Here is a 26,238-nt window from a genome sequence, read left to right as displayed (position 1 = left end):
ATAAAGGCAGTCAGATTTTCCATTGGAGATACTGAGATGACACACGCCCCGCATCTGATGGCGCTCGACGCCGGCACCGGTAGCATTCGCGCCGTGATTTTCAATCTACAGGGTGAGCAAGTCGCTGTGGCGCAAGCGGAATGGCGGCATCTCGCCCTGCCCGATGTGCCAGGGTCGATGGAGTTTGATCTGGACCAGAACTGGCCGCTTGCCTGTCAGTGCATCCGTCAGGTGTTGCAACTGGCGCAGCTCCCGGCTAGCGCGATTCGTAGCGTGGCATGCTGCTCAATGCGGGAAGGGATTGTGCTCTACAACAAAGCGGGCGAAGCGATTTGGGCGTGCGCCAACGTGGATGCACGCGCCAGCCGTGAAGTGAGCGAGTTGAAAGAGATTCATCACGGCGAGTTTGAGCGCGAAATTTACCAATGCTCCGGTCAGACACTGGCCCTCGGCGCGATGCCACGCTTGCTGTGGCTGGCGCACCATCGTCCTGATATCTATCGCCAGGCCGCCACGTTAACCATGATCAGCGACTGGCTGGCAAAATGTCTCAGCGGTGAACTTGCCGTGGACCCCTCAAACGCTGGCACCACTGGCTTGCTAGATTTACACACTCGGCAATGGCGCCCTGACCTGCTAGAGATGGCGGGATTGCGCGGCGATATCTTGTCCCCGGTGGCCGAAACCGGCAGTAAGCTAGGGGAGATTACGGCTGAAGCCGCTCGCCAGTGTGGTCTTGAGCAAGGTACGGTGGTCGGTATGGGTGGCGGTGATGTGCAACTTGGCACACTGGGGTTAGGCGTAGTGAATGCGGGGGAAACCGCTGTGCTGGGGGGCACCTTCTGGCAACAGGTGGTGAATTTGCCGCATCCGCAGGTCGACCCTCAAATGAACATTCGCGTTAACCCGCATGTGATCCCAGGCATGGCACAGGCGGAAGCGATCAGTTTCTTTACCGGCCTGACCATGCGCTGGTTCCGTGACGCCTTTTGCGGCGAAGAGAAACTGCTGGCAGAACGCCTTGGTGTGGATTGTTACAGCCTGCTGGAAGAGATGGCGGCACGCGTACCTGCTGGTTCCTGGGGCGTGATGCCAGTGTTCTCAGATGCGATGCACTTCAACAAGTGGTATCACGCGGCACCTTCCTTTATTAATCTTTCCATCGATCCCGAACGCTGTAACAAGCAGACGCTATTCCGTGCGCTGGAAGAGAATGCCGCGATTGTTTCAGCCTGCAACCTGGATCAAGTGGCCGCCTTTTCCGGTATTAACACCTCGCAATTAGTATTTGCGGGTGGCGGTGCTAAGGGCAAATTGTGGAGTCAGATTCTCAGTGACGTGACGGGTCTGACGGTGAAAGTGCCGCAGGTGAAAGAAGCCACCGCGCTTGGCTGTGCCATTGCGGCTGGCGTAGCGGCTGGGATTTACAGTAGTTTGCAGGAAACCGGGCAAGCATTGGTACGTTGGGAGCGGGAATTCCAGCCTAATGCAGAACACCATCAACTCTATCAGCAGCAAAAAGCCAACTGGCAGAGAGTCTATGCTGACCAACTCACCCTGGTGGACAGTGGGTTAACCACCTCGATGTGGAAAGCGCCAGGTTTGTAACTTGTTGCTATCCAGATCAATTTCCTTTTAGACGCGTACTCGCCTTTTTTGTAGGCTGGATTGGTCACAAAAAATTCATAAGCAATTTTAGATAAGTTCGCTACTGGCGGCCTTGTCAGGGCTTTTTTTACTTTACAAATTTCCGCGATGAGAACCTTTGCGCAATAAACACGCGCTCGATCAAAAAGTGAAAAAAAAGTCGCTGGCAGTTGACAGCAGTGGCAGGCCTTACGGAATGGGGATCCAGGAATTTCGCCACCCCCCAGGACGTATTTTCACGCGAAAATCAACTCTTGTGATGATCTGAATGCTGACTAGAATACTCACCATATTGTTGTTCAAACTTCCCGCACCCCCTATATATAGTGTTTATCCACAGGCTTACTCACAACGAGCGGCTTGTGCATAGACCTTGTGCATAGTTGGGGGATAACTCTCTTTTTCATGGACAGGTAAACACGCGACATGAACCAAAGTCTGCTCGTTACTAAACGCGATGGCCGTCAGGAGCGCATTGATCTCGATAAGATTCACCGAGTACTGGATTGGGCAGCTGAAGGGCTGAACAACGTCTCTGTGTCTCAGGTTGAGTTGCGCTCCCACATTCAGTTCTACGATGGAATTCGTACTTCTGATATCCACGAGACCATCATCAAAGCAGCTGCAGACCTGATCTCCCGTGATGCACCGGATTACCAGTACCTGGCCGCTCGTCTGGCTATTTTCCACCTGCGTAAAAAGGCTTACGGCCAGTTTGAGCCGCCGAAGCTGTACGATCAGGTGGTCAAAATGGTTGAGATGGGCAAGTATGACCGTCACCTGCTAGAAGATTACAGCGTAGAAGAGTTCGAACAGATGGACGAGTTCCTCGACCACTGGCGTGACATGAACTTCTCTTACGCCGCGGTGAAGCAGCTGGAAGGCAAATACCTGGCGCAGAACCGTGTGAGTGGTGAAATCTACGAGAGCGCCCAGTTCCTGTACATTCTGGTCGCCGCGTGCCTGTTCTCCGGTTATCCGCGCGAAACGCGCATGGATTACGTGCGTCGCTTCTATGATGCCGTGTCTACCTTCAAGATCTCACTGCCAACGCCAATCATGTCCGGTGTGCGTACCCCAACCCGTCAGTTCAGCTCTTGCGTACTGATCGAGTGCGGTGACAGCCTTGATTCAATCAATGCCACCTCAAGCGCCATCGTGAAATACGTTTCTCAGCGCGCCGGTATCGGCATCAACGCCGGTCGCATTCGTGCACTGGGTAGCCCGATTCGTGGCGGTGAAGCCTTCCACACCGGCTGTATCCCGTTCTATAAGCATTTCCAGACAGCAGTAAAATCGTGCTCACAAGGCGGCGTGCGTGGCGGTGCAGCGACCCTGTTCTACCCGATGTGGCATCTGGAAGTGGAAAGCCTGCTGGTTCTGAAAAACAACCGTGGTGTTGAAGGCAACCGCGTGCGTCACATGGATTATGGCGTACAGATCAACAAGCTGATGTATACCCGTTTGTTGAAAGGTGAAGAGATCACCCTGTTCAGCCCCTCTGACGTGCCAGGCTTGTACGATGCGTTCTTCGCCGATCAGGACGAATTCGAGCGTCTGTACACCAAATACGAGAAAGACGACAGCATCCGCAAACAGCGCGTGAAAGCGGTTGAGCTGTTCTCACTGATGATGCAGGAACGTGCTTCAACCGGCCGTATCTACATTCAGAACGTCGATCACTGCAACACCCACAGCCCGTTTGATCCGGCTATCGCACCAGTACGCCAGTCTAACCTGTGCCTGGAAATCGCGCTGCCAACCAAACCGCTGAACGATATCAATGACGAGAGCGGCGAAATTGCTCTGTGTACGCTGTCCGCCTTTAACCTCGGTGCGATTGAAAGCCTCGACGATCTGGAAGAGCTGGCGATCCTTGCGGTACGTGCGCTGGATGCATTGCTGGATTATCAGGATTACCCGATTGCTGCAGCAAAACGCGGCGCTATGGGTCGTCGTACCTTGGGTATCGGCGTGATTAACTACGCTTACTATCTGGCGAAAAACGGCGTGCGTTACTCTGATGGCAGCGCCAACAACCTGACGCACAAAACCTTTGAAGCCATTCAGTACTATCTGCTGAAAGCGTCGAATGAGCTGGCGAAAGAGCAAGGTGCCTGTACGTGGTTCAAAGAGACCACTTACTCACAGGGCATTCTGCCGATCGATACCTATAAAAAGGATCTCGACGCCGTTTGCAACGAGCCGCTGCACCTGGATTGGGAAGGTCTGCGTGAGTCGATCGTTACGCACGGCCTGCGCAACTCCACGCTCTCTGCGCTGATGCCTTCTGAAACCTCTTCGCAGATTTCAAACGCTACTAACGGTATTGAGCCGCCACGCGGTCACATCAGTATCAAAGCATCCAAAGACGGTATTCTGCGTCAGGTGGTGCCAGAGTATGAGCGTCTGAAAGATCAGTACGAACTGCTGTGGGAAATGCCGTCCAACGACGGATATCTGCAGCTGGTTGGCGTGATGCAGAAGTTCATTGATCAGGCAATTTCGTCGAACACCAACTACGATCCAGGCCGTTTCGCCAATGGCAAAGTGCCAATGAAACAGCTGTTGAAAGATCTGCTGACCGCTTATAAGTTTGGCGTGAAAACCCTGTACTATCAAAACACCCGCGACGGTGCAGAAGATGTGCAGGACGATATGGCCCCTTCCATTCAGGATGATGGCTGCGAAAGCGGCGCTTGTAAGATTTAATCCGGCAAACGCCCTCTCATGTCAGGGCCGACAAACGTCGGCCCCTCTTACTTTTTGGACTCAGTCATGGCTTACACCACATTCTCGCAGAACAAAAATAACCAGCTGTTAGAACCGATGTTCTTCGGCCAGTCAGTTAACGTTGCCCGTTTCGACCAGCAGAAATATGACATCTTTGAAAAGCTGATCGAAAAGCAACTCTCCTTTTTCTGGCGTCCGGAAGAAGTGGACGTATCACGCGATCGCATCGATTATCAGGCGCTGCCGGATCATGAGAAGCACATTTTCATCAGCAACCTGAAATATCAGACGCTGCTGGACTCCATTCAGGGTCGTAGCCCGAACGTGGCGCTGCTTCCACTGATCTCGATTCCAGAACTCGAAACCTGGATCGAAACCTGGGCGTTCTCCGAGACCATCCACTCTCGTTCTTACACCCATATCATCCGTAACATCGTTAACGACCCTTCCGTGGTGTTTGACGATATCGTGACTAACGAGCAGATTCTGGCGCGCGCGGAAGATATCTCGAAGTATTACGATGATCTGATTGAGATGACCAGCTACTGGCATCTGCTGGGCGAAGGCACGCATCAGGTTAACGGCAAAGAAGTGACCGTCAACCTGCGCGAGCTGAAAAAGCAGCTGTATATTTGCCTGATGAGTGTTAACGCACTGGAAGCCATTCGCTTCTACGTGAGCTTCGCCTGTTCATTTGCCTTCGCCGAGCGCGAACTGATGGAAGGTAATGCCAAAATCATCAAACTGATTGCGCGCGACGAAGCGCTGCACCTGACCGGCACTCAGCACATGCTGAACCTGCTGCGCACCGGTGAGGACGATCCTGAGATGAAAGAGATCGCTGCTGAGTGTCGTGATGAGTGTTTCGACCTGTTCAAGAAAGCCGCCGAGCAAGAGAAAGAGTGGGCAGAATATCTGTTCAGCGGTGGCTCAATGATCGGTCTGAATAAAGACATTTTGTGCCAGTACATTGAGTACATCACGAATATCCGCATGCAAGCAGTGGGCCTTGATCTGCCGTTCCAGACGCGTTCGAATCCGATTCCATGGATCAACTCTTGGTTGGTGTCAGACAACGTGCAGGTGGCACCACAGGAAGTGGAAGTAAGTTCTTATCTGGTGGGTCAGATTGACTCCGAAGTGGGTGAAGACGACTTTAACGACTTCCAGCTGTAAGTATGAGTCGTTCTGTTGTTATTCTGCGCAGTTCCGGCTCTCGCCTGGAGTGCGCAGAAGATCATCCCAATCTGCTCACCACGCTGGAAGCGCATAATGTCTGCGTAGAGTTTCAGTGTCGTGAAGGCTACTGCGGTTCGTGCCGGATGCGTTTGCTGAAAGGTGAAGTGGCTTACGCGGAAACCCCGCTGGCGTTTATTCAACAGGGCGAGATTTTGCCCTGTTGTTGCCGCGCCAAGGGGGAGATTGAGATCGAGCTGTAACCGACTGGTCGCCATCAATGGCAACTTTGTGGGTTTCGTAGGGTGCGCATTCATGCGCACCTGGCCACAAATTTACTGTTTCACCGCTTCCAGCACATCAATCCAGCCGTGCCCGGTGCTCACTTCGCTACGGTGCAGCCAGCGGCGCAGCATGTTCATCGCCATCATTGCCACCACCTTCTGCCGGGTCTCAACATTGTGACGCCCATGGGTGAATTTCACACGCTGGCCCCAACTGGCTTCCGGGGTGTGCAGCGCAATGGCCACTTCGCCCTCTTCCAGATTGCCCACCGACAGCGCCAGCACCGTGCCGTGATGCGCGGCAAGTTTACGCGTACGCTCGACCTGTGCTTCCAGCGGTTCATCATGGGGTGGCAGAATCTCTGCTGCGCTCAGCGGGACTTCTGCTGAAGCCAGCTGCCAGTTCAAAAGTCCCGCAGTGTATTGTTCGCTGAGCGCCAGTCTGAAACCGCGTTCCTGCAGTTCACGCGCTAACAAAGCAGGCAAACCTCCCGTACCTTCAAAGATGGTGCATTCAGCCAACAGCAGCTTAACCTGCTGCCACACCTGCTCCATTGCCACGCGCTGGCTCGCCGGGCCGGTGAGCTTGATTTCGATAATCGGCATTGATGAGCGATAACCCATCACCACGCCTTCCGGAAGCGGCAGTGGCTCCAACTCGGCGGCGATATCGCTCTCGCCACGCCCAAAGGTCGTTAAACGCAGACACAGCGGCGGCTCTGGCAAATCAAAACGCGCCTTCAAACGCGGAATGATCTCCTGCTCGACCATGACTTTAAATTCGGACGGCACGCCCGGCGTAAAGAAAATCCAGCAGCGATTAAGTTGCAGCGCAAAGCCACACGCGGTGCCCACCGGATTATCAATCAGCTCCGCATTGGCCGGAATTTCTGCCTGTTTACGGTTGCTGGGGGCCATGATGCGTCCACGGCTGGCAAACCAGGCTTCCATTTTCTCCAGCCATTCCTGCTGGATCACCAATTTCGTGCCACAGGCGGTGGCAGCTGCGAGTGCGCTAAGATCGTCGCTGGTGGGGCCGAGGCCGCCGTTGACGATCAGCACATCGGCTATTTGGCTACGGCTCTGTAGCGCGTCCACTAAAGAGGACATCGCATCACCCACCGTGCTGCGGCTGGTCATCGGCAAACCGTGCTGGAACAGCACATCCGCCAGCCAAGCCGCATTAGTATCGACTATCTGCCCATGTAACACTTCATCGCCCGTTGAGAGCATTTCCACACGTATCACGTTGCGTTCTCCTTATCCCTGTCGCTTTAATGTAGAAAGCGCGCGCGCGAAACACAATCGCCGTTGATGCGAAACAAGGATTCGAGACAAATAAGTAGAGATTCCCTAAATAATGCAAGGTGCAGGAAGGCGGCAAGAGAGTGAATCCCCTGAAGCTGACTCAGGTTAGTGACTGGGTTGAATGAGCGCAGCCAACGCGTCTGCAACTTGAAGCATGACGGGTAAAGGCGGTAAATAAGAGGAATCGGGCGCAACTGACGTTACGCCCCGACAATTTAACGGCGGGCCAGCAATAAACCGACAAACAGGCCAGCGGCGGCACCGATGCCAATCCCCTGCCACGGTTTCTCATGCACATAATCATCGGCCTGATAGGCGACTTTTTTGGCACGATAGTAATAGCTGTCGGAGGCCTGACTCACGCGATTCTTCACGTCTTCCAGCGCCTGCTCCGCTTTAAGTTTCAGTTCGATGTACTTTTGATCGGCCGGATCGCCCGACGATTTCAGTACTTCTTCCAATGTTTCTGTCAGTAGCGCCAGGTCGTCATCCAGGCGAGTTTCGAATTGATCTGTAGATGACACGTTATACTTCCTCCATGCTCGTCACTTATCGTTGTTTAACTATAGTCATTAATTCGATATTTGCTGTGTACCCATGATTAGGATTACGCTGGGTTTTGCCCGACTCAATGCAAAGTTGCGTAATCCACGCTGTTGTCGCGCTAAATCTGCTTCGCTTATTTGATTAATCTGATAAATTTTTGTCAGACTGAATTTTTTAATTTCGCGACTGTCGTAACCCCCTGTAGCCTGACGCAAAGCGTCTTACACAGTCTCAACACACCAGAGCAGCTAAGGATTAGATTTCCGGCATGAATCGTAGAAAATTTATGAAAGCGTCCATGGCCCTCTCTGCCGTTAGCGGCATGACCGGGCTCTCCTCGCTGTTTGCACAGTCCGCCTGGGCCGATGATGGTATTGCCGACGGTACCGCGGTTCGCTTCGATTTCGACTCACTGAAAAAGAAAGCTTCCGCGCTGGCGAAACAGCCCTGGGGCGGCGCACCCGGCCCCCTGCCCGATACATTGGCCAATCTGACACCGCAGGCCTATAACGAAATTCAGTACGACGCCAACCATTCGCTGTGGAACAACATTCCCGATCGCGAATTGGATGTGCAGTTCTTCCACGTGGGGATGGGCTTCAAACGCCGTATCCGCATGTTCTCAGTGGATGCCACCAGCCGCGAAGCGCGCGAAATCCACTTCCGCCCGGAACTGTTTAACTATCACAACGCCAACGTTGATACCCAGCAGCTGGTCGGCAAAACCGATTTGGGCTTTGCTGGTTTCCGTGCGTTTAAAAAGCCTGAACTGGCGCGCCGCGACATCGTCTCGTTCTTGGGCGCAAGCTATTTCCGCGCAGTGGATGAAACCTTCCAGTACGGCCTGTCAGCACGTGGTGTGGCGGTAAATACCTTCAGCAACGGCCACGAAGAGTTTCCGGACTTCACCGCCTTCTGGTTCGAAACACCGAAAGCGGATGACACCACCTTTGTGGTCTATGCGCTGCTGGACGGCGCCAGCCTCACCGGTGCATATAAGTTCACCATCCACTGCGAAGAGAAGCGCGTAGTGATGGAAGTGGAAAACCACCTGTTTGCACGCAACGAAATTCGCCAGCTCGGTATCGCGCCGATGACCAGTATGTTCAGCTGCGGCACCAATGAACGTCGCATGTGCAATACCTACCATCCACAAATCCATGACTCCGATCGTCTGGCGATGTGGACCGGTAAAGGCGAATGGATTGCGCGCCCGCTCAATAACCCGCAGCGCTTGCAGTTCAACGCTTATGAAGATGAAAACCCGCGTGGTTTCGGCTTGCTGCAGCTCAATCACGACTTTAAGGATTATCAAGATGTGATTGGCTGGTACGACAAACGCCCAAGCTTGTGGGTGGAGCCGATTGGCAAATGGGGCAAAGGCGCCATCAACCTGATGGAGATCCCTACAACGGGCGAAACCTTGGATAACGTGGTGTGCTTCTGGCAGCCAACCGAGCCGGTTAAAGCAGGCAGTGAATTTAACTTCCAGTACAAACTCTACTGGAGCCAGCTGCCGCCCGTGCGCAGCGGTCTGGCGCGCGTGGATGCAACGCGCACCGGTATTGGTGGATTCCCGGAAGGTTGGGCACCGGGCGAGCACTTCCCGGATCAGTGGAGCCGTCGCTTTGCGATTGACTTCGTGGGTGGCGACCTGAAAGCGGCTGCACCGAAAGGTATTGAACCAGTTATTACGGTGAATTCAGGCACCATCAAACAGGTTGAGATTCTCTATGTCGAACCGATAAACGGTTACCGTATTCTGTTTGACTGGTATCCAAACAGTGACTCCACCAAACCGGTGGATATGCGCCTGTTCCTGCGTACCAAAGATGAGACCTTAAGTGAGACCTGGCTGTATCAGTATTTCCCACCACCGCCGGATCAGCGGAAATACACTGATGACCGGCAAATGACGCCGGGCTAACCATCACGGCGAGGAGCTATCCTCGCCGTTATATTTTCTGCATACCGATGTGTGGAATGTTGTCTTCCAGATAAACTTCGCCCACTGCGTTGAAACCCAGACGGCCGTAAAAACCTTCCAGATGTGCCTGCGCGGAGAGATAAATGACCCGTTGCGGCCAGTGGTTGTCACAACTCTCTAGCGCTTTTTCCATCAGCCGATAACCCAACTTCAGCCCTCGCGCCTCTTCCGAGACGATAACGCGGCCAATCAGTACCGGCGCGGTTTCCAGCGAAGGGGTGAGCACGCGCGCATAAGCCAGTAATTTGCCATCAAGAAATCCCATAATGTGGCGATTTTCAGCTTTCAAATCCTGACCATCAACATCCTGATAGGGGCATTTTTGTTCCACGATAAATACGTGATTACGTAGCGCCAGCAAGGCATACAACTGCTGAGGGCTGAGTTCTCTGTGATGGCAATCAAGCCACTGCATTTGAATATCCATGATGCTTCCTTGTCTGAGCGAAAAAAGTGAATCCTGCCAGCGTAACACAGCGAAGAGGTTTAACGCAGTGCAGAGCAGCACCGTCAACGGTGTCAGCAGAGGGAATGTGATGAACTTCGCATGCAGGATTAGTCCACCACGCTACGCGAAGGTTTCCGCTTGTCTCGTCGTAAAAGAATTCGTAGCCGCAGCCCATACCACAGCTTAAGCGGCCAGAGTTGATGGGCTTGCGGTTCAATCACCCGTTTGAGCAACTGTACATAATCCAGCGCCAAGCCGGGCGTCCAGGTCATCTCCTCGGCGCGACCGCGTACCACGCCTAATAGCCAGAAGTTGGGGTCAATAAATAGCTTCACGCCAGCATAAGGCTGTTGCGCCAGAATCCCTTCTACCGATACATCTAATGCCTGAATCATGCTGGATGAGCAGTTGCGCGCCGTGAGATTATAGGTGCTGTCTGCACGGTAACTTGCCCAGTAATTCTCTAATGCCACGCGGTTGTAACGAGGAAACAGAATCTGTTTGTCTGGCGAACACCAGGTTGCCACTTCACTCGCCAGGGAGGGTAAAAATCGGCCAGCCATATCATTGTGTTCACCTGCGCGCAGTACCGAACGAAAACTGCCGCTATCACGTGCAATATCATCCAGCGGATAGTGACTGATATAGAGATCTGGACCCGCTTCAAGAGCCGCATGCCCGGTGGAGATAACACCGTGAACGTCAACCGCCGCGATGTAGCGATCAATCAGGCGGTAACGTTCACGCACTTCACGCGATCCCACCGGTGTCCAGATGCACACGATTAAGGGCTCGCTGGCATTACCTTCTGGAAAGGGAGGATGTGAATAATGACTGCTGTGCCAGCGGCGTAGCCCGCCGGCTTTGAACACTGGCAACGCTGTCACCGTACTGTCTTCGGTGAGCAAATGAGCTTGCCGCGCCATTAATAGTAAATGTGTACCGATACTCAGTAACAGCAACGCAAAACACAGCGGCACCGCAATATGATGATGAAACGGCCAATTACTGATAATCAAAATACTCAGTACCACTTCAATCACACCGGTAAAACACTGCTTACGCCAGCGCACACCACGCAGTACCCAAGATGCAGCAATACGAAAAATACCGTCGATAAGAAACATGATGCCAAACAATGCGGCTGAGACATCATTGTTGTCACCGGGAATATTAAAAATCAGGAAAGCGACGAACAGAAACCCAACGGCTTTCAGGAGCGTTAACCACTCAATGCGCAGCTCCTTACTGATCGCCAAAAATAACTGCACCGCCCCTTCCACAATAAAGAAGATCGCCAACACATCCAGCGGCACAGACAATAAACCGTCACTGCCAATGTCATATAACATGGCGGCGGAGAGGAGGAGCAACGCGACACCGAGCAGAGCAAAGAGGTACCAACGTTGGCGCAGCACCTGCGCTCCGGTCAGCAGGAAGATCAGCTTGATCACATTGCCTCAGTACATGGGGAAACACTGCTTAAAAATTAGCAACGCGCTTGGAGATTGTCAGATTTTAGGCAAAAAAAATCCGGCCCGGGGGCCTAATGCTCGTCAGTTATGCGGCGGGTGATAACGCAGTCTGGGGCCGTTCAGGGGCTGGCGGTCCTCGCGCCGCTGCGCGGTACCTTCACTTCATTCGTCTGCCTGACGGACCGGCGGGGATGGCACATCGTGTGCCGCCCCGCCTTTCACCCGCGTCCTGCGGGCTCTCCTGGCATACTCATTCTGTTCAGCGCTGCGGATTGCGCGCCCCTGAACGGCCCCAGCCTGCTCTGAAACTTCAGTGCGTGTTGTGAAAAAGGGCACGATGGTGGAGGCCAGAGCGCCTCTGCTGCTGCAAGGGCTATCCACAGCGCTGAGGCTTTTACGTTGGGCCAGGAGCCAGGCGCAGGGATGCGACTGGCAGTTCGGGTTGGCCTAGACGGCCTTACCCGAACGGTCCGTCTGCACGACGTGGAAGTCGAAGGCACCGCGAAGCGGCGCGAGGACGGCCCGGCAGCAGCAGAGGTGCTCTGGCACGCACTCTGGCATTCTCACCCAAACGAAAAAAGCTGCCACTTTTAACAGTGACAGCTTGTACAAATATGACCTTAACTGACGAGTATTAGGCCCGGGGGCCTGATTTTTATATTATCTGAACTTACATCAGCGGCTGAGCCATCTGCACCAGCGTGATGAGTGGCTGCGGATACACACCAAGCAGCAGCACCAGTATCGCGGAAATCAGCACCACCACACCACCAGCGGTGAACGCCCAGTTGGCTGGCGTATCACGGTCACGGGTGTGCATCTCAGGCGGGCTGAGGTACAGGCTCACCGTAACGCGCAGGTAGTAGTAAAGACCAATCGCACTACCGGCAACCACCGCTGCAGTCAGCCACCACAGATGTGCATTCACACCGGAAGCGATCACATAGAACTTACCAATGAAGCCCAGGGTCATCGGAATACCGGCCAGTGACAGCATCATCACGGTCATCACCGCTGACAGAATCGGACGGTGCCAGAACAGACCACGATAAGAGTACAGCGTATCAGCATCTGGACCACGGTACGGGCTGGACATCAAGCTGACCACACCGAACGCGCCGAGACTGCTGAACAGGTAACCGGCCAGGTAAACACCGGCAGTTTCCAGCGACAGTTGATGGGTTTTCACCGCAATCAACGACACCAGCAAATAGCCAAGGTGCGCGATCGACGAGTAACCGAGCAGACGTTTGATGTTGCTCTGCGAAATCGCCATCAGGTTACCGAACAGAATCGACACGAAGGCGATGATACCGAGCACGGTACGCACGGCTTCGCTGTCGGTCACTGGCGCATACAGGAACAAACGCATCACCACGCCAAAGATGGCGATTTTGCTGGCGGTGGCCAGGAAGGTCGAAACCGGCGCTGGCGCCCCCTGATAAACGTCTGGTGTCCACAGGTGGAACGGAACCAGTGACAGCTTAAAGCCGAGGCCGATAATCATCATGCCTAAGCCGACCAGCAGCAGCGGTTGCTGCATCATGCTGTCATTCAGGCTCTTACCTAACTGTACGAAGCTCAGGCTGCCCGAATCGGCATAAATCAGTGCAATACCGAAAATCAGGAACGATGAGGCCGCCGCTGACAAGATCATGTATTTCAGCGCCGCTTCCAGCGAACGTTTCTGACGGAAGGCGTAACCGATAAGACCAAAAAGCGGCAGTGACAGCAGTTCAATACCGATAAACAGCGCCGCCAGATGGTTGGCGCTCGCCAGTACGATGCCACCCAGAGCCGCAATCAGCACCAGCAGATAGAACTCATCTTTGTTGTCCGGGAAACCGGCCAGCCAAGGATAAGCAAAAGTACAGGTTGCGAGGCTGGCCAGCAGCACCAGCGCGGTATAGAACATCGAGTAGCCGTCAACGCGCAGCAGCGGCGTGACATCCATGGCGCCTACGTGGCCGACAAACCACAGTGAAAACAGTGCCAGGTTAAGCCCAATCACGGTCAGCGTGGCATTAACAAAGTGGTTGCGTCGCCACGCAATGGACAGCATCACCACCACCACCGTCAATCCGACGATCAACAGCGGTAGCAATGCGATCAGATGTTGAGGAGTTATTGTCATGGCGAATTACGGCCTTGTAGTTGAAATTGAAGCGGTAAACCACTGCTGAATATTACTCATCGCAGCATGGGATGTGTCGAGGATCGGCTGAGGATAAATACCCAGCAGAACCAGCAGCACCACCAGTACACCAATGGTCATGAATTCACGCGGTGACATGCCCGGCAGCGGATCTTTGGATTTCGCTTCACCGTAGTAAGCACGCTGCATCATAATCAGCGAGTACACCGAGGCGAACACCAAGCCAAAGGTCGCAATCACGATGATCACCGGAACGACCTGGAAACTGCCGGTCAGAATCATGAATTCACCGACAAAGTTACCGGTGCCCGGCATACCCAAGTTGGCGACGGCGAAGAACAGTGACAGGCCTGGAATCCATTTGATACGTCCCCATAAACCGCCCATCTGACGCAGGTCACGCGTGTGCAGGCGCTCATACAGCTGGCCACACAAGATAAACAGTGCCGCGGCAGACAAGCCGTGCGCAATCATCTGAATGACCGCGCCCTGGAACGCCAGCTGGCTGCCGGTGTAGATGGCAATCAACACGAAGCCCATGTGCGAAACAGAGGTATAGGCAATCAGACGTTTGATGTCGGTTTGCGAGAAGGCCATCCAGGCACCGTAGAAGATACCCAGGATACCCAGCCACATCGCAATCGGTGCAAACTCAGCCGAGGCGTTCGGGAACAGCGGTAAGCTGAAACGCAACAAACCGTAAGCCGCGGTTTTCAGCAAGATACCTGCTAAGTCAACCGAACCGGCGGTTGGCGCCTGGCTGTGTGCGTCAGGCAACCAACCGTGTAATGGCACCACCGGCATTTTCACCGCAAACGCGATAAAGAAGCCGAGCATCAGAACGTATTCAACGGTATGCGACATTGGCGTTTTCAGCAGCTCTTCGTAGCTGAAAGTCCACACGCCCGTTGCGTTGTAGTGTACGAACACCAGCGCCAAAATCGCAATCAACATCACCAAGCCAGAAGCCTGGGTATAGATGAAGAATTTGGTCGCCGCCGAGATACGCGTTTTACCGTCAGAGGCTTTGTGACCCCAGAGCGCGATGAGGAAGTACATCGGCACCAGCATCATTTCCCAGAAGAAGAAGAACAGGAACATATCGATGGAGAGGAACACGCCAATCACACCACCGAGGATCCACATCAAGTTGAGGTGGAAGAAGCCCTGATATTTCTCAATCTCGTTCCAGGAACAGAGTACCGCCATTAAACCCAGCAGACCGGTCAGCACCACCATCAGCAGTGAAAGACCGTCGATCGCTAAATGGAAGTTAATGCCAAAGCGTGGAATCCATGGCACCGAGAAGGTTGACTGCCACTGCGGAATCCCTGCAGCCTGCGTTAATGAATAGCCTCCCTGCAACCAAAGCTGCAGGCCAAGCGCCAGCGTCAGGCCCATGGTGATCATGGCGATCCAGCGCGGTACTTTCGCACCGAGGCGTTCTGCTAGCCAGCAGAGTAAGCCCCCAACAAAGGGTATGATTATTAGCCAAGGTAATAGCACGGCATACTTCCCTATTATTCGTCTCTGTTCGAACTATCTTGCTTGCCATTTTTGTCCCCGACAGTGCTCGCAATCCTCACGTACTAAAGTACGCTCCGGTTGCTGCGCGCTGGCGGGGACAAAACTGGCTGCACCGATAACGCTCGTGCATCAGACAATTTTTAACATTCTTACTTGGGGCGCTAATTTCTCTCGCACCCCGCTCATCAATCTTTAGATCACCAGCATCAGCGCCAGCACCACCACGGCGCCAACACTCATGGAAGCCACATACCAGCGCAAGTAGCCGTTCTCGCTTACCACCAAACCTTTATTACCGATGCGCGACAGCAGCGCAGGCAGGTTCATCAGTGAGTTCAACGGATCGCGCTTCAGCAGCCAGGCAACACCGAGATAAGGTTTAACGAACACCTTGTCATACAGCCAATCGAAGCCCCATGCCGCGAACCACCAGGTGCTGAAGAAACGGCCCGGTGCGCTGTTGGCAATGCGAGTGACCAGTTGGCGTTTGCCCAACCACAGTGCGGCAGCAATCAGGATACCGACGATAGCCACCACGCCTGAAGTGATTTCCAGCGCCACTTTGCCGCCTTCACCAAACTCGTTCTGTGGCAACACGCTCGCCAACGGTGGGGTGATCATCGCACCGATAAAGGTGGAGAGTACCAGCAGCACAATCAGTGGCAGATGGTGAGTAATCCCTTTGCCCGCGTGCGCATGAATTTTCTCTTCGCCGTGGAACACGATGAAGATCATGCGGAAGGTGTAGATTGAGGTCAGGAATGCACCGACCAGACCCGCCACCATCAGATTGATGTGACCATTCGCCAGCGCACCAAACAGGATTTCATCTTTACTGTAGAAACCTGCGGTGATCAGCGGCAGTGCCGCCAGCGCTGCGCCGCCGACCAGGAAGCAGGTGTACACCAATGGGATGCTCTTACGCAGGCCGCCCATTTTGAAGATGTTCTGCTCGTGGTGGCAGGCCAGAATGACCGAACCAGAAGAAAGGAACAGCAGTGCTTTAAAGAAAGCGTGAGTCATTAAGTGGAAAATAGCCGCGTCCCACGCCTGCACACCAAGCGCGAGGAACATGTAGCCGATCTGACTCATAGTGGAGTAAGCCAACACACGTTTGATGTCGGTTTGAACCAACGCAGCAAAGCCTGCCAACACCAGGGTGATCGCACCCACAATTCCCACCAGATGCAGCACTTCCGGCGTCAACAGGAACAGGCCGTGTGAACGTGCAATCAGGTAGACACCCGCTGTCACCATAGTGGCGGCGTGGATCAGTGCTGAAACCGGTGTTGGGCCCGCCATCGCATCGGCCAACCAGGTCTGCAGTGGCAGCTGTGCAGATTTACCGACCGCACCACCCAACAGCATCAAGGTAGCCCATTGCAACATGTGGTTGTCAGCGGCGAAGTGTGCTGGAGCCAACTCCACCAGCTCGCGGAAGTTCAGCGTACCCAGTTCGTTGTAAAGAATGAACAGGGCGAAAGCCAGGAACACATCACCGACACGGGTGATGATAAAGGCTTTCATCGCTGCTTTACCGTTCTCAGGATTGCTGTAGTAGAAACCAATCAGCAAGTAGGAGCACAGGCCCACACCTTCCCAACCGAGATACATCAGCATCAGGTTGTCGGCCAACACCAACACCACCATGCTTGCGATGAACAGGTTGGTGTAAGCGAAGAAGCGTGAGTAGCCCTCTTCACCGCGCATGTACCAAGAGGCAAACATGTGGATGAAGAAACCTACGCCCGTGACCACCGACAGCATGGTCAGTGACAAACCATCCAGCACCAGATTCACTTTGATGTTGAAGGTACCGACCTGCATCCACGTCCACAGCGCTTGTGTGAAGGGCTGCTGGCCATGACTAAAGAAGTCAAAGCCGGCATACACCGTGGTCAGTGCCGCCAGACCTACCGATCCCATTCCCACCGCAGCCGACAGGTTCTCCGACCAGCGACCACGGGAAAACGCCAATAGCAGAAAGCCAATCAGCGGAAATAATACGGTTAAATAGAGAAGATTCATCCGCGCATCTCGCTCACTGTGTCAATGTTCAACGTCTGACGACGACGATAGAGCTGGAGCAGCAGTGCTAAACCGATGCTGGCTTCTGCCGCCGCGAGACTGATCGCCAGAATATACATCACCTGGCCGTCAGCTTGTCCCCAATAGCTGCCTGCTACCACCAGCGCCAGTGCAGCGGCGTTGATCATGATCTCCAGACCAATCAGCATAAACAGCAAATTGCGGCGCAGTACCAATGAAGTCAGGCCGAGAACAAACAGCACAGCAGCCAACATCAGGCCGTGTTGTAACGGGATCATGCGTGATCCTCCTTATTCGCTTGTGCATCAGCGTGGCGATTGCTCAGCACTTCGCCCTGACGCTCTTCACGTCCGATGTGGAAGGCCACCACCAGACCGGCCAGCAGCAGCATTGACGCCAGCTCAACCGCCAGTACGTAAGGACCAAACAGACTGATACCGACCGCTTTCGCATCAATGACGGTGCCATCAATACCTTGGTCATGCGCGGTGCTGATGGCATAAATCATCACCGCCAGCAGTAACAGGGAAACAATGCCTGGCCCAATCCACAGCGAAGGCTTCAGCCACTCGCGTTCTTGGTCCTGCTGGGTTTTGCCCAAGTTCAGCATCATCACCACGAACACGAACAGCACCATAATGGCACCGGCGTAGACGATAATTTCCAGCGCACCGGCAAAGTAAGCGCCCATCGAGAAGAACACGCCCGCAATAGAGAGCAGCGAAACAATCAGGTACAGCAGCGCATGTACCGGATTGGTGTGAGTGATGACGCGCAATGTCGTCAGCACCGCCACCAGTCCGCAAAGATAAAACGCAAATTCCATACCTGGCTCCTTAAGGTAACAAGCTTTTGACGTCGATTGGCTTGGCTTCGTTTTCCGCTTCGCCTTTCTCTTTCCCGTCGATCGCCATACCCGCCATGCGATAGAAGTTGTACTCCGGATATTTACCCGGACCGGAAATCAGCAGGTCCTGCTTCTCGTACACCAGATCCTGACGCTTGAACTCACCCAGCTCGAAGTCGGGGGTCAGCTGGATCGCGGTAGTTGGGCAAGCCTCCTCACACAGACCGCAAAAGATGCAGCGTGAGAAGTTGATGCGGAAGAATTCCGGATACCAACGGCCATCTTTGGTTTCGGCTTTCTGCAGCGAGATACAACCCACTGGGCAGGCTACCGCGCAAAGGTTACAGGCAACGCAACGCTCTTCACCGTCGGGATCGCGCGTCAACACGATACGACCACGGTAGCGCGGCGGCAGATAGACCGGCTCTTCTGGGTACATCTGGGTTTCGCGCTTGGCGAAGGCATGCATGCCTATCATCCAGATACTGCGCACTGTCGTGCCGAAGCCAACGACAATATCTTTTAAAGTCATCTCAGAACCCCTTACTGCGCGCTGTACAGAATCACTGCGGCGGTCGCCAGCAGGTTCAATAACGTCAACGGCAGACACACTTTCCAGCCGAACGACAGCACCTGGTCATAACGTGGACGCGGCAGCGCAGCACGAATCAGGATAAACATCACCATGAAGAACGCTGTTTTCAGCGCGAACCAGATGAATGGCGGCAGGAATGGACCGTGCCAGCCACCGAAGAACAGCGTCACAATCAGCGCTGAAACGGTGGTGATCGCCACGTATTCACCGACGAAGAACAGGCCGAACTTCATACCGGCGTATTCGATGTGGTAACCGTCAGCCAGTTCCTGTTCCGCTTCTGGTTGGTCAAACGGATGTCGGTGACACACCGCAACGCCCGCGATGCAGAAGGTGATGAAACCGAAGAACTGCGGAATGATGTTCCACAAGTGCGCCTGGCTCTCGACGATGGCGTTCATATTGAATGAACCGGCTTGCGCCACCACCCCCATCAGCGACAGGCCAAGGAACACCTCGTAGCTCAGCGTCTGCGCCGACGCACGCATCGCACCCAGCAGCGAGTATTTGTTGTTACTCGACCAACCGGCGAACAGCACGGCATAGACCGCCAGGCCCGCCATCATCAGGAAGAACAGCAGACCGATATTCAGGTCTGTGACCATCCAGGTCGGCGAAACCGGCACGATGGCAAACGCCAGCAGCAGCGAGACAAAGGCAATAACCGGTGCCAGGGTAAAGATGAAGCGATCGGTAAACGGCGGAACCCAGTCCTCTTTGAAGAACATTTTGATCATGTCAGCCGCGAGCTGCAGCGAGCCGCCCCAGCCGACACGGTTCGGACCATAACGGTTCTGCCATAAGCCGAGCAAACGACGCTCGGCGAAACTCATGAAGGCACCACAACCCACCACGACCAGCAAGATGACGATCGTTTTGAGGATTTGGAGGAGGATGTCGATAACGTCCGGTGTCAGCCAGCTCATTGCGCGGCCTCCTGCAATTTGTCAATTTGCGCACCTGAGAGGAACGGCGGCACACCCGGCATACCCAGCGGCAGACCCACCTGCCCTGCTTGCAGGGACGTTGAGAAGCGCACTGGCAGACGCAGCGTTTCACCGGCACAGACCAGTTCAACCGCAGAGCCGTTGTTGACGCCCAGTTTCTCCGCATCAGCCGGGTTAATCACCAGCGTGGCTGGCGACATACGCTTCTGGAATGTCGGTGAACGCTGTGTCATCTCTTCACTACCAAACAGCTGGTAATAAGGTGCAACACGATATTGGCTGCCTTCAACAAAGCTGTCTGGCACGACGGTGAACCACGGCAGTGATCCTTCGCTCGCTTCAAACAAACGCACACCCGGATCGCCATGACGCAGTTTGCCACCGACTTCAGCCTGGAATTTGTTCCATGCTTGCGGGGAGTTCCAGCCTGGTGCCCAGGCGAATGGAATCTGCGAACGTGGTGCATTCGGCTGGTTGTTACCTTCCATTGAGAAGGCAAACATGGTGTCTTTGTCTTGCGGCTGACGCGGTTCGTGTACGCTGATATTGGCACGCATCGCGGTACGGCCACTGTTACGGTGCGGTGAACGCGCCAGTTTCTGACCGCGAATACGGAAGCTCGCATCTGGTGCGGCATCTTTGATGCCTTTCAGCTGTGGCAGCGCCGCAACGGTGGCATCAATGACATGATCCAGCAGCGTCCAGTCGATGTGGCGGCTTTCCACGACGCTGTGCAGCGAGTGCAGCCAGCGCCAGCTCTCCAGCATCACGATGCTGTTGTCGTAGTAAGACGGATCGTAAACCTGGAAGAAACGCTGCGCACGGCCTTCCTGGTTAATTGAGGTGCCATCACTCTCTGCGAAGCTCGCAGTAGAGAGCACCAGTCCGGCTTTTTCCAGCGTCGTAGTGCGTTGATGATCAACCACAATCACGTGCGCGGTGTTATGCAGCGCCGCATCCACGGTGGCTTTCGGTGCGTGACGGTAGAGATCGTTCTCTAGCACCACCAGCGCATCCGCTTCACCTTTATCAAGCTGTTCCAGCGCGCTATCCAGCGATTGACCGCCCATCAGGCCGAGACCAAAGCTGTTGGCTGCGCCCGCAAGGAAGGTAATGCCGACATCCGCACCACGACCTTTCAGCGCTTTCGCCACGTTGGCGGCGGCTTCAATCATCGCAATGCTGCCAGAGTGAATACCGGAAATGATCAGCGGCTTTTTCGCCCCCGCCAGTGCCTGTACCACCACATCCAGTTTGCCGTTCAGTTTGCTATCGAAACCGCTGACGGCTGGAGCCGTTTCATCCAGCGCGTTAGCAATCGCAAAGCCAAGACGTGCTTGATCTTCGACCGGTGCGCGATAGCTCCACGCCGCGATATCATCAAGACGGGTTTCATCGACGTTGGTGACAAACAGAGGATGTTTAGCGTGCTGACCAATGTTGAGGATCGCCGCGATCTGCCAGTCAGCCACTTTCTGTGCCGCTGCCATTTCACGGGCTTTGCCTTTCACCGCCTGACGCACAGAAAGAGCCACACGCGCACCAACCTGAGTCAGGTCTTCACCCAGCACCAGTACCGCATCGTAGCTTTCAATTTCACGTAGCGATGGCGTATAGATACCGCCTTCCTGCAGCACTTTCAGCATCAACTCAACACGTGTCTGCTCGCTTGCAGGCATACCCGTTGAGAAATTCTCCGCGCCGACTAATTCACGCAGCGCAAAGTTGCTCTCAATGCTGGCGCGAGGAGAACCGATACCGATGACGCGCTTCGCCTGACGCAGCACGTCAGCGGCCGCATTCACCGCTTGTTCAGCATTCAGGCTGACCCAATCGTTGCCGCGCTTCTGTACCGGATGACGTGGGCGATCTTTAAGATTCACATAGCCATAACCGAAACGACCGCGGTCACACAGGAAGTAGTGGTTCACGGTGCCGTTGTAACGGTTCTCAATACGGCGCAACTCACCATAACGTTCGCCTGGACTGGTGTTACAACCCACGCTGCACTGCTGGCAGATGCTCGGCGCGAACTGCATATCCCATTTACGGTTATAACGTTCGGAGTGGGTTTTATCGGTGAACACGCCGGTTGGGCAGATTTCGACCAAGTTACCGGAGAATTCGCTCTCCAGCGTGCCATCTTCCGGACGACCGAAGTAGACGTTGTCGTGGGCACCGTAAACACCAAGATCTTTGCCGTCTGCGTAATCTTTGTAGTAACGCACGCAGCGATAGCAGGCAATACAGCGGTTCATTTCATGGGAGATGAACGGGCCGAGATCCTGATTCTGGTGGGTGCGTTTGGTAAAGCGATAACGACGGAAGCTGTGGCCCGTCATCACCGTCATATCTTGCAGATGGCAATTACCGCCCTCTTCGCACACTGGGCAATCGTGCGGATGGTTGGTCATCAGCCACTCCACCACGCTTTCACGAAACTCTTTTGCTTCGCCATCGTCGATGGAAATAAAGGTGCCGTCCGACGCCGGTGTCATGCAGGACATGACAAGGCGACCGCGGGTATCTTCGGCATTCTGGAATTGCTTCACCGCGCACTGGCGGCAGGCTCCCACGCTTCCCAGCGCCGGATGCCAGCAAAAATAAGGAATATCAAGGCCCAGAGAGAGACACGCCTGCAACAGGTTGTCCGCTCCGTTCACATCATATTCTTTACCGTCTACATGGATTGTAGCCATAGTGAACATGCTTCCGTAAGGCTCGCCCTAAGACGAGCGTTAAACATCTAATTCTGTCCCCCAAGCCGTGTCGGCTCAGGGTGAATTCCGTGTACGGCGGCTGATTACCAGCGCGCTTTCAGCAGGTTGGGCTGAATACCACCGATCGATCGGGTATTGCCAAACACCTGCGGCGCCATGCCGGCTTCAAACTCTTCACGGAAATATTTAATTGCGCTCTGCAATGGCTCTACGGCACCCGGTGCGTGGGCACAGAAAGTTTTACCTGGGCCAAGCTGACGGCAAAGCTGCAGCAGGGTTTCGATATCACCCGGCTGGCCTTTTTTCTGCTCCAGCGCACGCAGGATCTTCACGCTCCACGGCAATCCATCACGGCACGGCGTACACCAACCGCAGGATTCACGCGCAAAGAACTCTTCAAGGTTACGCACCAATGACACCATGTTGATTTCGTGATCGACCGCCATCGCCAGCGCGGTGCCTAAACGGCTACCCGCTTTACCAATGCTGGCAAATTCCATTGGCAGATCCAGATGTTGATCGGTCAGGAAGTCAGTCCCCGCGCCGCCAGGCTGCCAGGCTTTGAATTTCAGGCCATCGCGCATGCCACCGGCATAATCTTCCAAAATCTCACGCGCGGTGATGCCAAACGGCAGTTCCCACACGCCTGGATTTTTCACGCGACCAGAGAAGCCCATCATCTTGGTGCCGGTGTCTTCGCTGGTAGAGATGCTTTTGTACCAGTCAACACCGTTGAGGAGGATGGCTGGGACGTTGGACAAGGTTTCCACGTTGTTCACGCAGGTTGGCTTGCCCCATACGCCCGCACTTGCTGGGAATGGCGGCTTAGAGCGCGGGTTCGCGCGGCGGCCTTCCAGCGAGTTGATCAGCGCGGTTTCTTCACCACAGATGTAGCGGCCAGCACCGGTGTGCACGATCAGTTCAAAATCAAAACCGGTACCGAGAATGTTTTTACCGAGGTAGCCCGCGTCAGTGGCTTCTGCAATGGCACGGCGCAGGTGTACGGCCGCTTCAATGTACTCGCCACGCAAAAAGATGTAGCCGCGATAGGCTTTCAGTGCGAACGCACTGATCAGCATGCCTTCCACCAACTGGTGCGGCATTTGCTCCATCAGCAGGCGGTCTTTGTAGGTGCCCGGTTCCATCTCATCGGCGTTACACAGCAGGTAACGGATGTTCATGGATTCGTCTTTCGGCATCAGGCTCCACTTCAGGCCGGTGTTAAAACCTGCGCCGCCACGGCCTTTCAGACCGGAGTCTTTGACCAGGCCAACGATTTCGTCCTGGCTCATGCCTTTCAATGCTTTATCCGCACCGACATAACCGTTTTTACTGCGATATTCATCGAACCACACTGGCTGCTTATCGTCACGCAGACGCCAAGTCAGTGGATGGGTTTCCGCAGTACGAATGATCTGTTTAATGGTCATTGATACTGCTCCAACAGGTTGGCGATGCCTTCCGGCGTCAGATGAACATGGGTATCTTCATCCACCATCATAGTTGGGCCTTTATCACAGTTGCCCAGACAGCAGGTTGGCAACAGGGTAAAGCGGCCATCAGTGGTGGTCTGGCCCGGTTTGATGTTCAGGTTCTGCTCAAGCGCCGCCTGAATCCCCTGGAAACCGGTGATGTGGCACACCACGCTGTCGCAATAACGGATGACGTGACGGCCAACCGGCGTACGGTAGATCTGGCTGTAGAAAGTGGCGACACCCTCTACGTCACTGGCCGGGATGCCCAACACTTCAGCGATGGCATTGATGGCGCCATCTGGCACCCAGCCACGCTGCTTCTGCACGATCTTCAACGCTTCAATCGAAGCGGCGCGCGCATCTTCGTAATGGTGTTTTTCGTGCTCGATAGCGTGGTGCTCGGTCTCGCTCAGCACAAAGACCTCATCAGGGTCGATAGTGTGAATAGCAATTTTTTGATCGTGCATAATTAGCGGTCCACGTCTGACATAACAAAATCGATACTACCGAGGTACACGATCAAGTCGGATACCAGGCTGCCGCGGATCACGGATGGGATCTGCTGCAGGTGCGGGAAGCTTGGCGTACGCACACGGGTGCGGTAGCTCATGGTGCTGCCATCACTGGTCAGGTAGTAGCTGTTGATCCCTTTGGTCGCTTCAATCATCTGGAAGGATTCGTTGGCCGGCATGACTGGGCCCCACGAAACCTGCAGGAAGTGAGTGATCAGGGTTTCGATGTGTTGCAGCGTGCGCTCTTTCGGTGGCGGCGTGGTCAGCGGGTGATCCGCTTTGAACGGGCCTTCCGGCATGTTGTTCAGGCACTGTTCCAGAATGCGCAGTGACTGCCACATCTCTTCCATTTTCAGCTGAACACGGGTGTAAGCATCACTGATGCCAGCGCCAACCGGGATCTCAAAATCGAAGTTTTCGTAGCCTGAATACGGACGCCATTTACGCACATCAAAGTCGAGGCCGGTGGCACGCAGGCCAGCACCGGTGGTGCCCCATGCCAGCGCTTCATCCATGTTATATGCCGCAACGCCTTTTGAACGACCAATCAGTACGGTGTTACGCAGTGCGGCTTTGTCATACTCTTTCAGACGCTTTGGCATCCAGTCGAGGAATTCGCGCAGCAGACGCTCCCACCCTTTTGGCAGGTCGTGTGCCACACCGCCGATGCGGAACCAGGCTGGGTGCATACGGAAACCGGTGATCGCTTCAACCACGTCATAAATTTTCTGACGGTCGGTGAAGGCGAAGAACACCGGCGTCATGGCGCCAACGTCCTGAATGAAGGTGGAGATGTACAGCAAGTGGCTGTTGATACGGAACAGCTCTGACAGCATCACGCGGATCACGTTGACGCGATCCGGCACGGTGATGCCGGCTAATTTTTCCACCGCCAGCACGTAAGGCATTTCATTCACACAGCCGCCGAGATACTCGATACGGTCGGTGTATGGAATGTAGCTGTGCCAAGATTGGCGCTCGCCCATCTTCTCGGCACCACGGTGGTGATAACCGACATCCGGCACGCAATCGACGATCTCTTCGCCGTCCAACTGCAGGATGATACGGAAAGCACCGTGTGCAGACGGGTGGTTAGGACCCAGGTTGAGGAACATGAAGTCCTCATTGGTGGTGCTGCGCTTCATGCCCCAGTCTTCAGGCTTGAAGGTCAGCGCCTCCATCTCCAGATCTTCTTTCTGTTTAGTCAGTTCGAAGGGATCGAACTCGGTGGCACGCGCCGGGTAATCTTTACGAAGCGGATGGCCTTCCCAGGTCTGCGGCATCATGATGCGCGTCAGGTGCGGGTGGCCATTAAAGGTGATACCAAACATCTCCCAGGTTTCGCGCTCATACCAGTTGGCATTGGCGAACATCTTGGTGATGGTCGGCACATTCAGATCGTTTTCAGACAACGCCACCTTGAGCATGATGTCACGGTTGCGTTCAATAGAAAGCAGGTGATAGAAAACGGAAAAATCCGCGGCGGGTAAACCGGCGCGGTTAGTGCGTAAACGCTCATCAAAACCGTGTAAGTCATAGAGCATGACGTACGGCTTCGGCAGCTTACGCAGGAATTCGACAATTTCCAGTAACTGTTCACGCTTCACCCAGACAACCGGAATGCCGGTGCGGGTGGCCTGAACGGTAAAGGCATCCGGCCCAAAACGGTTACGCAGCTCGCCGACTACTGGATCATCCAGATGGTCGCGGGTTTGCCATGCAGGCTGTGCGAGATCTTGCGTGGTTAAATCTGTCATACGTTACTCACCATTCCGGCCTGTAATCAGGCACTCAAAAGAAGGCGTCA

The 26,238-nt window shown here is 54.5% G+C and carries 20 protein-coding genes; 5 read left to right on the top strand and 15 right to left on the bottom strand.

Annotated features, from left to right (window positions below; translation table 11 throughout):
- The first annotated feature begins 36 nt into the window (after positions 1-36).
- The 4 genes from lsrK to yfaE all read left to right on the top strand — a co-directional run bounded on the left by lsrK (position 37) and on the right by yfaE (position 5,819).
- Complete coding sequence (gene lsrK / locus HA51_RS11390; protein WP_084934620.1) at positions 37-1,608, top strand: autoinducer-2 kinase; 1,572 nt, start codon at positions 37-39, stop codon at positions 1,606-1,608.
- Positions 1,609-2,073: 465 nt separating this feature from the next.
- Positions 2,074-4,359, top strand: coding sequence for a class 1a ribonucleoside-diphosphate reductase subunit alpha (gene nrdA, locus HA51_RS11385; protein WP_084934619.1), 2,286 nt, complete (start codon positions 2,074-2,076; stop codon positions 4,357-4,359).
- A gap of 66 nt (positions 4,360-4,425) precedes the next feature.
- Positions 4,426-5,556 (top strand): class Ia ribonucleoside-diphosphate reductase subunit beta, encoded by a 1,131-nt coding sequence (gene nrdB, locus HA51_RS11380; RefSeq protein WP_084934618.1) that lies wholly within the window; start codon positions 4,426-4,428, stop codon positions 5,554-5,556.
- A gap of 2 nt (positions 5,557-5,558) precedes the next feature.
- Positions 5,559-5,819 carry a class I ribonucleotide reductase maintenance protein YfaE gene (gene yfaE, locus HA51_RS11375; protein ID WP_039328349.1) on the top strand — a complete coding sequence of 87 codons (261 nt, stop codon included), beginning with the start codon at positions 5,559-5,561 and terminating at the stop codon, positions 5,817-5,819.
- Between the two features lie 72 nt (positions 5,820-5,891).
- Here yfaE and HA51_RS11370 read toward each other — a convergent pair whose 3' ends face one another.
- Both HA51_RS11370 and elaB read right to left on the bottom strand, forming a co-directional pair.
- Positions 5,892-7,088 (bottom strand): nicotinamide mononucleotide deamidase-related protein YfaY, encoded by a 1,197-nt coding sequence (locus tag HA51_RS11370; RefSeq protein WP_084934617.1) that lies wholly within the window; start codon positions 7,086-7,088, stop codon positions 5,892-5,894.
- A gap of 275 nt (positions 7,089-7,363) precedes the next feature.
- The gene (gene elaB, locus HA51_RS11360) at positions 7,364-7,672 is read right to left on the bottom strand and encodes a stress response protein ElaB (RefSeq protein WP_084934616.1); all 309 of its coding nucleotides are present in this window, start codon (positions 7,670-7,672) and stop codon (positions 7,364-7,366) included.
- A 290-nt stretch (positions 7,673-7,962) separates the two neighbouring features.
- Between elaB and HA51_RS11355 the strand changes: the two genes are divergently transcribed.
- Positions 7,963-9,621, top strand: coding sequence for a glucan biosynthesis protein D (locus HA51_RS11355; RefSeq protein WP_084934615.1), 1,659 nt, complete (start codon positions 7,963-7,965; stop codon positions 9,619-9,621).
- Positions 9,622-9,649: 28 nt separating this feature from the next.
- Here HA51_RS11355 and HA51_RS11350 read toward each other — a convergent pair whose 3' ends face one another.
- The 13 genes from HA51_RS11350 to nuoC form a co-directional block, all read right to left on the bottom strand.
- Positions 9,650-10,108 (bottom strand): GNAT family N-acetyltransferase, encoded by a 459-nt coding sequence (locus tag HA51_RS11350; RefSeq protein WP_211282928.1) that lies wholly within the window; start codon positions 10,106-10,108, stop codon positions 9,650-9,652.
- Positions 10,109-10,236: 128 nt separating this feature from the next.
- Entirely contained in the window at positions 10,237-11,583 is a 1,347-nt protein-coding gene (locus HA51_RS11345; RefSeq protein WP_084934614.1) for an HdeD family acid-resistance protein, read from the bottom strand.
- A 691-nt stretch (positions 11,584-12,274) separates the two neighbouring features.
- Complete coding sequence (gene nuoN / locus HA51_RS11335) at positions 12,275-13,738, bottom strand: NADH-quinone oxidoreductase subunit NuoN (RefSeq protein WP_084934613.1); 1,464 nt, start codon at positions 13,736-13,738, stop codon at positions 12,275-12,277.
- 6 nt (positions 13,739-13,744) lie between these two features.
- Complete coding sequence (nuoM, locus tag HA51_RS11330) at positions 13,745-15,265, bottom strand: NADH-quinone oxidoreductase subunit M (RefSeq protein ID WP_084934612.1); 1,521 nt, start codon at positions 15,263-15,265, stop codon at positions 13,745-13,747.
- 213 nt (positions 15,266-15,478) lie between these two features.
- Entirely contained in the window at positions 15,479-17,314 is a 1,836-nt protein-coding gene (gene nuoL / locus HA51_RS11325; RefSeq protein WP_084934611.1) for an NADH-quinone oxidoreductase subunit L, read from the bottom strand.
- Positions 17,311-17,613 carry an NADH-quinone oxidoreductase subunit NuoK gene (gene nuoK, locus HA51_RS11320; protein WP_034825057.1) on the bottom strand — a complete coding sequence of 101 codons (303 nt, stop codon included), beginning with the start codon at positions 17,611-17,613 and terminating at the stop codon, positions 17,311-17,313. Before nuoK ends, nuoL begins: the two co-directional genes overlap by 4 nt.
- The gene (gene nuoJ / locus HA51_RS11315; protein WP_084934610.1) at positions 17,610-18,161 is read right to left on the bottom strand and encodes an NADH-quinone oxidoreductase subunit J; all 552 of its coding nucleotides are present in this window, start codon (positions 18,159-18,161) and stop codon (positions 17,610-17,612) included. The genes nuoK and nuoJ overlap by 4 nt, the downstream gene beginning before the upstream one ends.
- A 10-nt stretch (positions 18,162-18,171) precedes the next feature.
- A complete protein-coding gene (gene nuoI, locus HA51_RS11310; RefSeq protein ID WP_084934609.1) occupies positions 18,172-18,714 on the bottom strand; it encodes an NADH-quinone oxidoreductase subunit NuoI in 543 nt (180 codons plus the stop codon).
- A gap of 11 nt (positions 18,715-18,725) precedes the next feature.
- Positions 18,726-19,703, bottom strand: coding sequence for an NADH-quinone oxidoreductase subunit NuoH (gene nuoH, locus HA51_RS11305; RefSeq protein WP_084934608.1), 978 nt, complete (start codon positions 19,701-19,703; stop codon positions 18,726-18,728).
- Complete coding sequence (gene nuoG, locus HA51_RS11300; protein ID WP_084934607.1) at positions 19,700-22,423, bottom strand: NADH-quinone oxidoreductase subunit NuoG; 2,724 nt, start codon at positions 22,421-22,423, stop codon at positions 19,700-19,702. Before nuoG ends, nuoH begins: the two co-directional genes overlap by 4 nt.
- Positions 22,424-22,527: 104 nt before the next feature.
- Complete coding sequence (gene nuoF / locus HA51_RS11295; RefSeq protein ID WP_211282932.1) at positions 22,528-23,868, bottom strand: NADH-quinone oxidoreductase subunit NuoF; 1,341 nt, start codon at positions 23,866-23,868, stop codon at positions 22,528-22,530.
- Positions 23,869-23,870: 2 nt separating this feature from the next.
- Complete coding sequence (gene nuoE, locus HA51_RS11290; RefSeq protein ID WP_084934605.1) at positions 23,871-24,386, bottom strand: NADH-quinone oxidoreductase subunit NuoE; 516 nt, start codon at positions 24,384-24,386, stop codon at positions 23,871-23,873.
- A gap of 2 nt (positions 24,387-24,388) precedes the next feature.
- The gene (nuoC, locus tag HA51_RS11285) at positions 24,389-26,188 is read right to left on the bottom strand and encodes an NADH-quinone oxidoreductase subunit C/D (RefSeq protein WP_084934604.1); all 1,800 of its coding nucleotides are present in this window, start codon (positions 26,186-26,188) and stop codon (positions 24,389-24,391) included.
- Positions 26,189-26,238 lie beyond the last annotated feature (50 nt).

Source organism: Pantoea rwandensis (assembly GCF_002095475.1).
Classification (GTDB): domain Bacteria; phylum Pseudomonadota; class Gammaproteobacteria; order Enterobacterales; family Enterobacteriaceae; genus Pantoea; species Pantoea rwandensis.
This window is presented reverse-complemented; position numbering and strand designations above follow the sequence as displayed.

Excerpts from the sequence above, each read along its gene's own strand:
- lsrK (WP_084934620.1), top strand. The coding sequence starts at position 37 with ATGACACACGCCCCGCATCTGATGGCGCTCGACGCCGGCACCGGTAGC.
- nrdA (WP_084934619.1), top strand. The coding sequence starts at position 2,074 with ATGAACCAAAGTCTGCTCGTTACTAAACGCGATGGCCGTCAGGAGCGC.
- nrdB (WP_084934618.1), top strand. The coding sequence starts at position 4,426 with ATGGCTTACACCACATTCTCGCAGAACAAAAATAACCAGCTGTTAGAA.
- yfaE (WP_039328349.1), top strand. The coding sequence starts at position 5,559 with ATGAGTCGTTCTGTTGTTATTCTGCGCAGTTCCGGCTCTCGCCTGGAG.
- HA51_RS11355 (WP_084934615.1), top strand. The coding sequence starts at position 7,963 with ATGAATCGTAGAAAATTTATGAAAGCGTCCATGGCCCTCTCTGCCGTT.
- HA51_RS11350 (WP_211282928.1), bottom strand. The coding sequence starts at position 10,108 with ATGGATATTCAAATGCAGTGGCTTGATTGCCATCACAGAGAACTCAGC.
- nuoN (WP_084934613.1), bottom strand. The coding sequence starts at position 13,738 with ATGACAATAACTCCTCAACATCTGATCGCATTGCTACCGCTGTTGATC.
- nuoL (WP_084934611.1), bottom strand. The coding sequence starts at position 17,314 with ATGAATCTTCTCTATTTAACCGTATTATTTCCGCTGATTGGCTTTCTG.
- nuoK (WP_034825057.1), bottom strand. The coding sequence starts at position 17,613 with ATGATCCCGTTACAACACGGCCTGATGTTGGCTGCTGTGCTGTTTGTT.
- nuoJ (WP_084934610.1), bottom strand. The coding sequence starts at position 18,161 with ATGGAATTTGCGTTTTATCTTTGCGGACTGGTGGCGGTGCTGACGACA.
- nuoI (WP_084934609.1), bottom strand. The coding sequence starts at position 18,714 with ATGACTTTAAAAGATATTGTCGTTGGCTTCGGCACGACAGTGCGCAGT.
- nuoH (WP_084934608.1), bottom strand. The coding sequence starts at position 19,703 with ATGAGCTGGCTGACACCGGACGTTATCGACATCCTCCTCCAAATCCTC.
- nuoG (WP_084934607.1), bottom strand. The coding sequence starts at position 22,423 with ATGGCTACAATCCATGTAGACGGTAAAGAATATGATGTGAACGGAGCG.
- nuoE (WP_084934605.1), bottom strand. The coding sequence starts at position 24,386 with ATGCACGATCAAAAAATTGCTATTCACACTATCGACCCTGATGAGGTC.
- nuoC (WP_084934604.1), bottom strand. The coding sequence starts at position 26,188 with ATGACAGATTTAACCACGCAAGATCTCGCACAGCCTGCATGGCAAACC.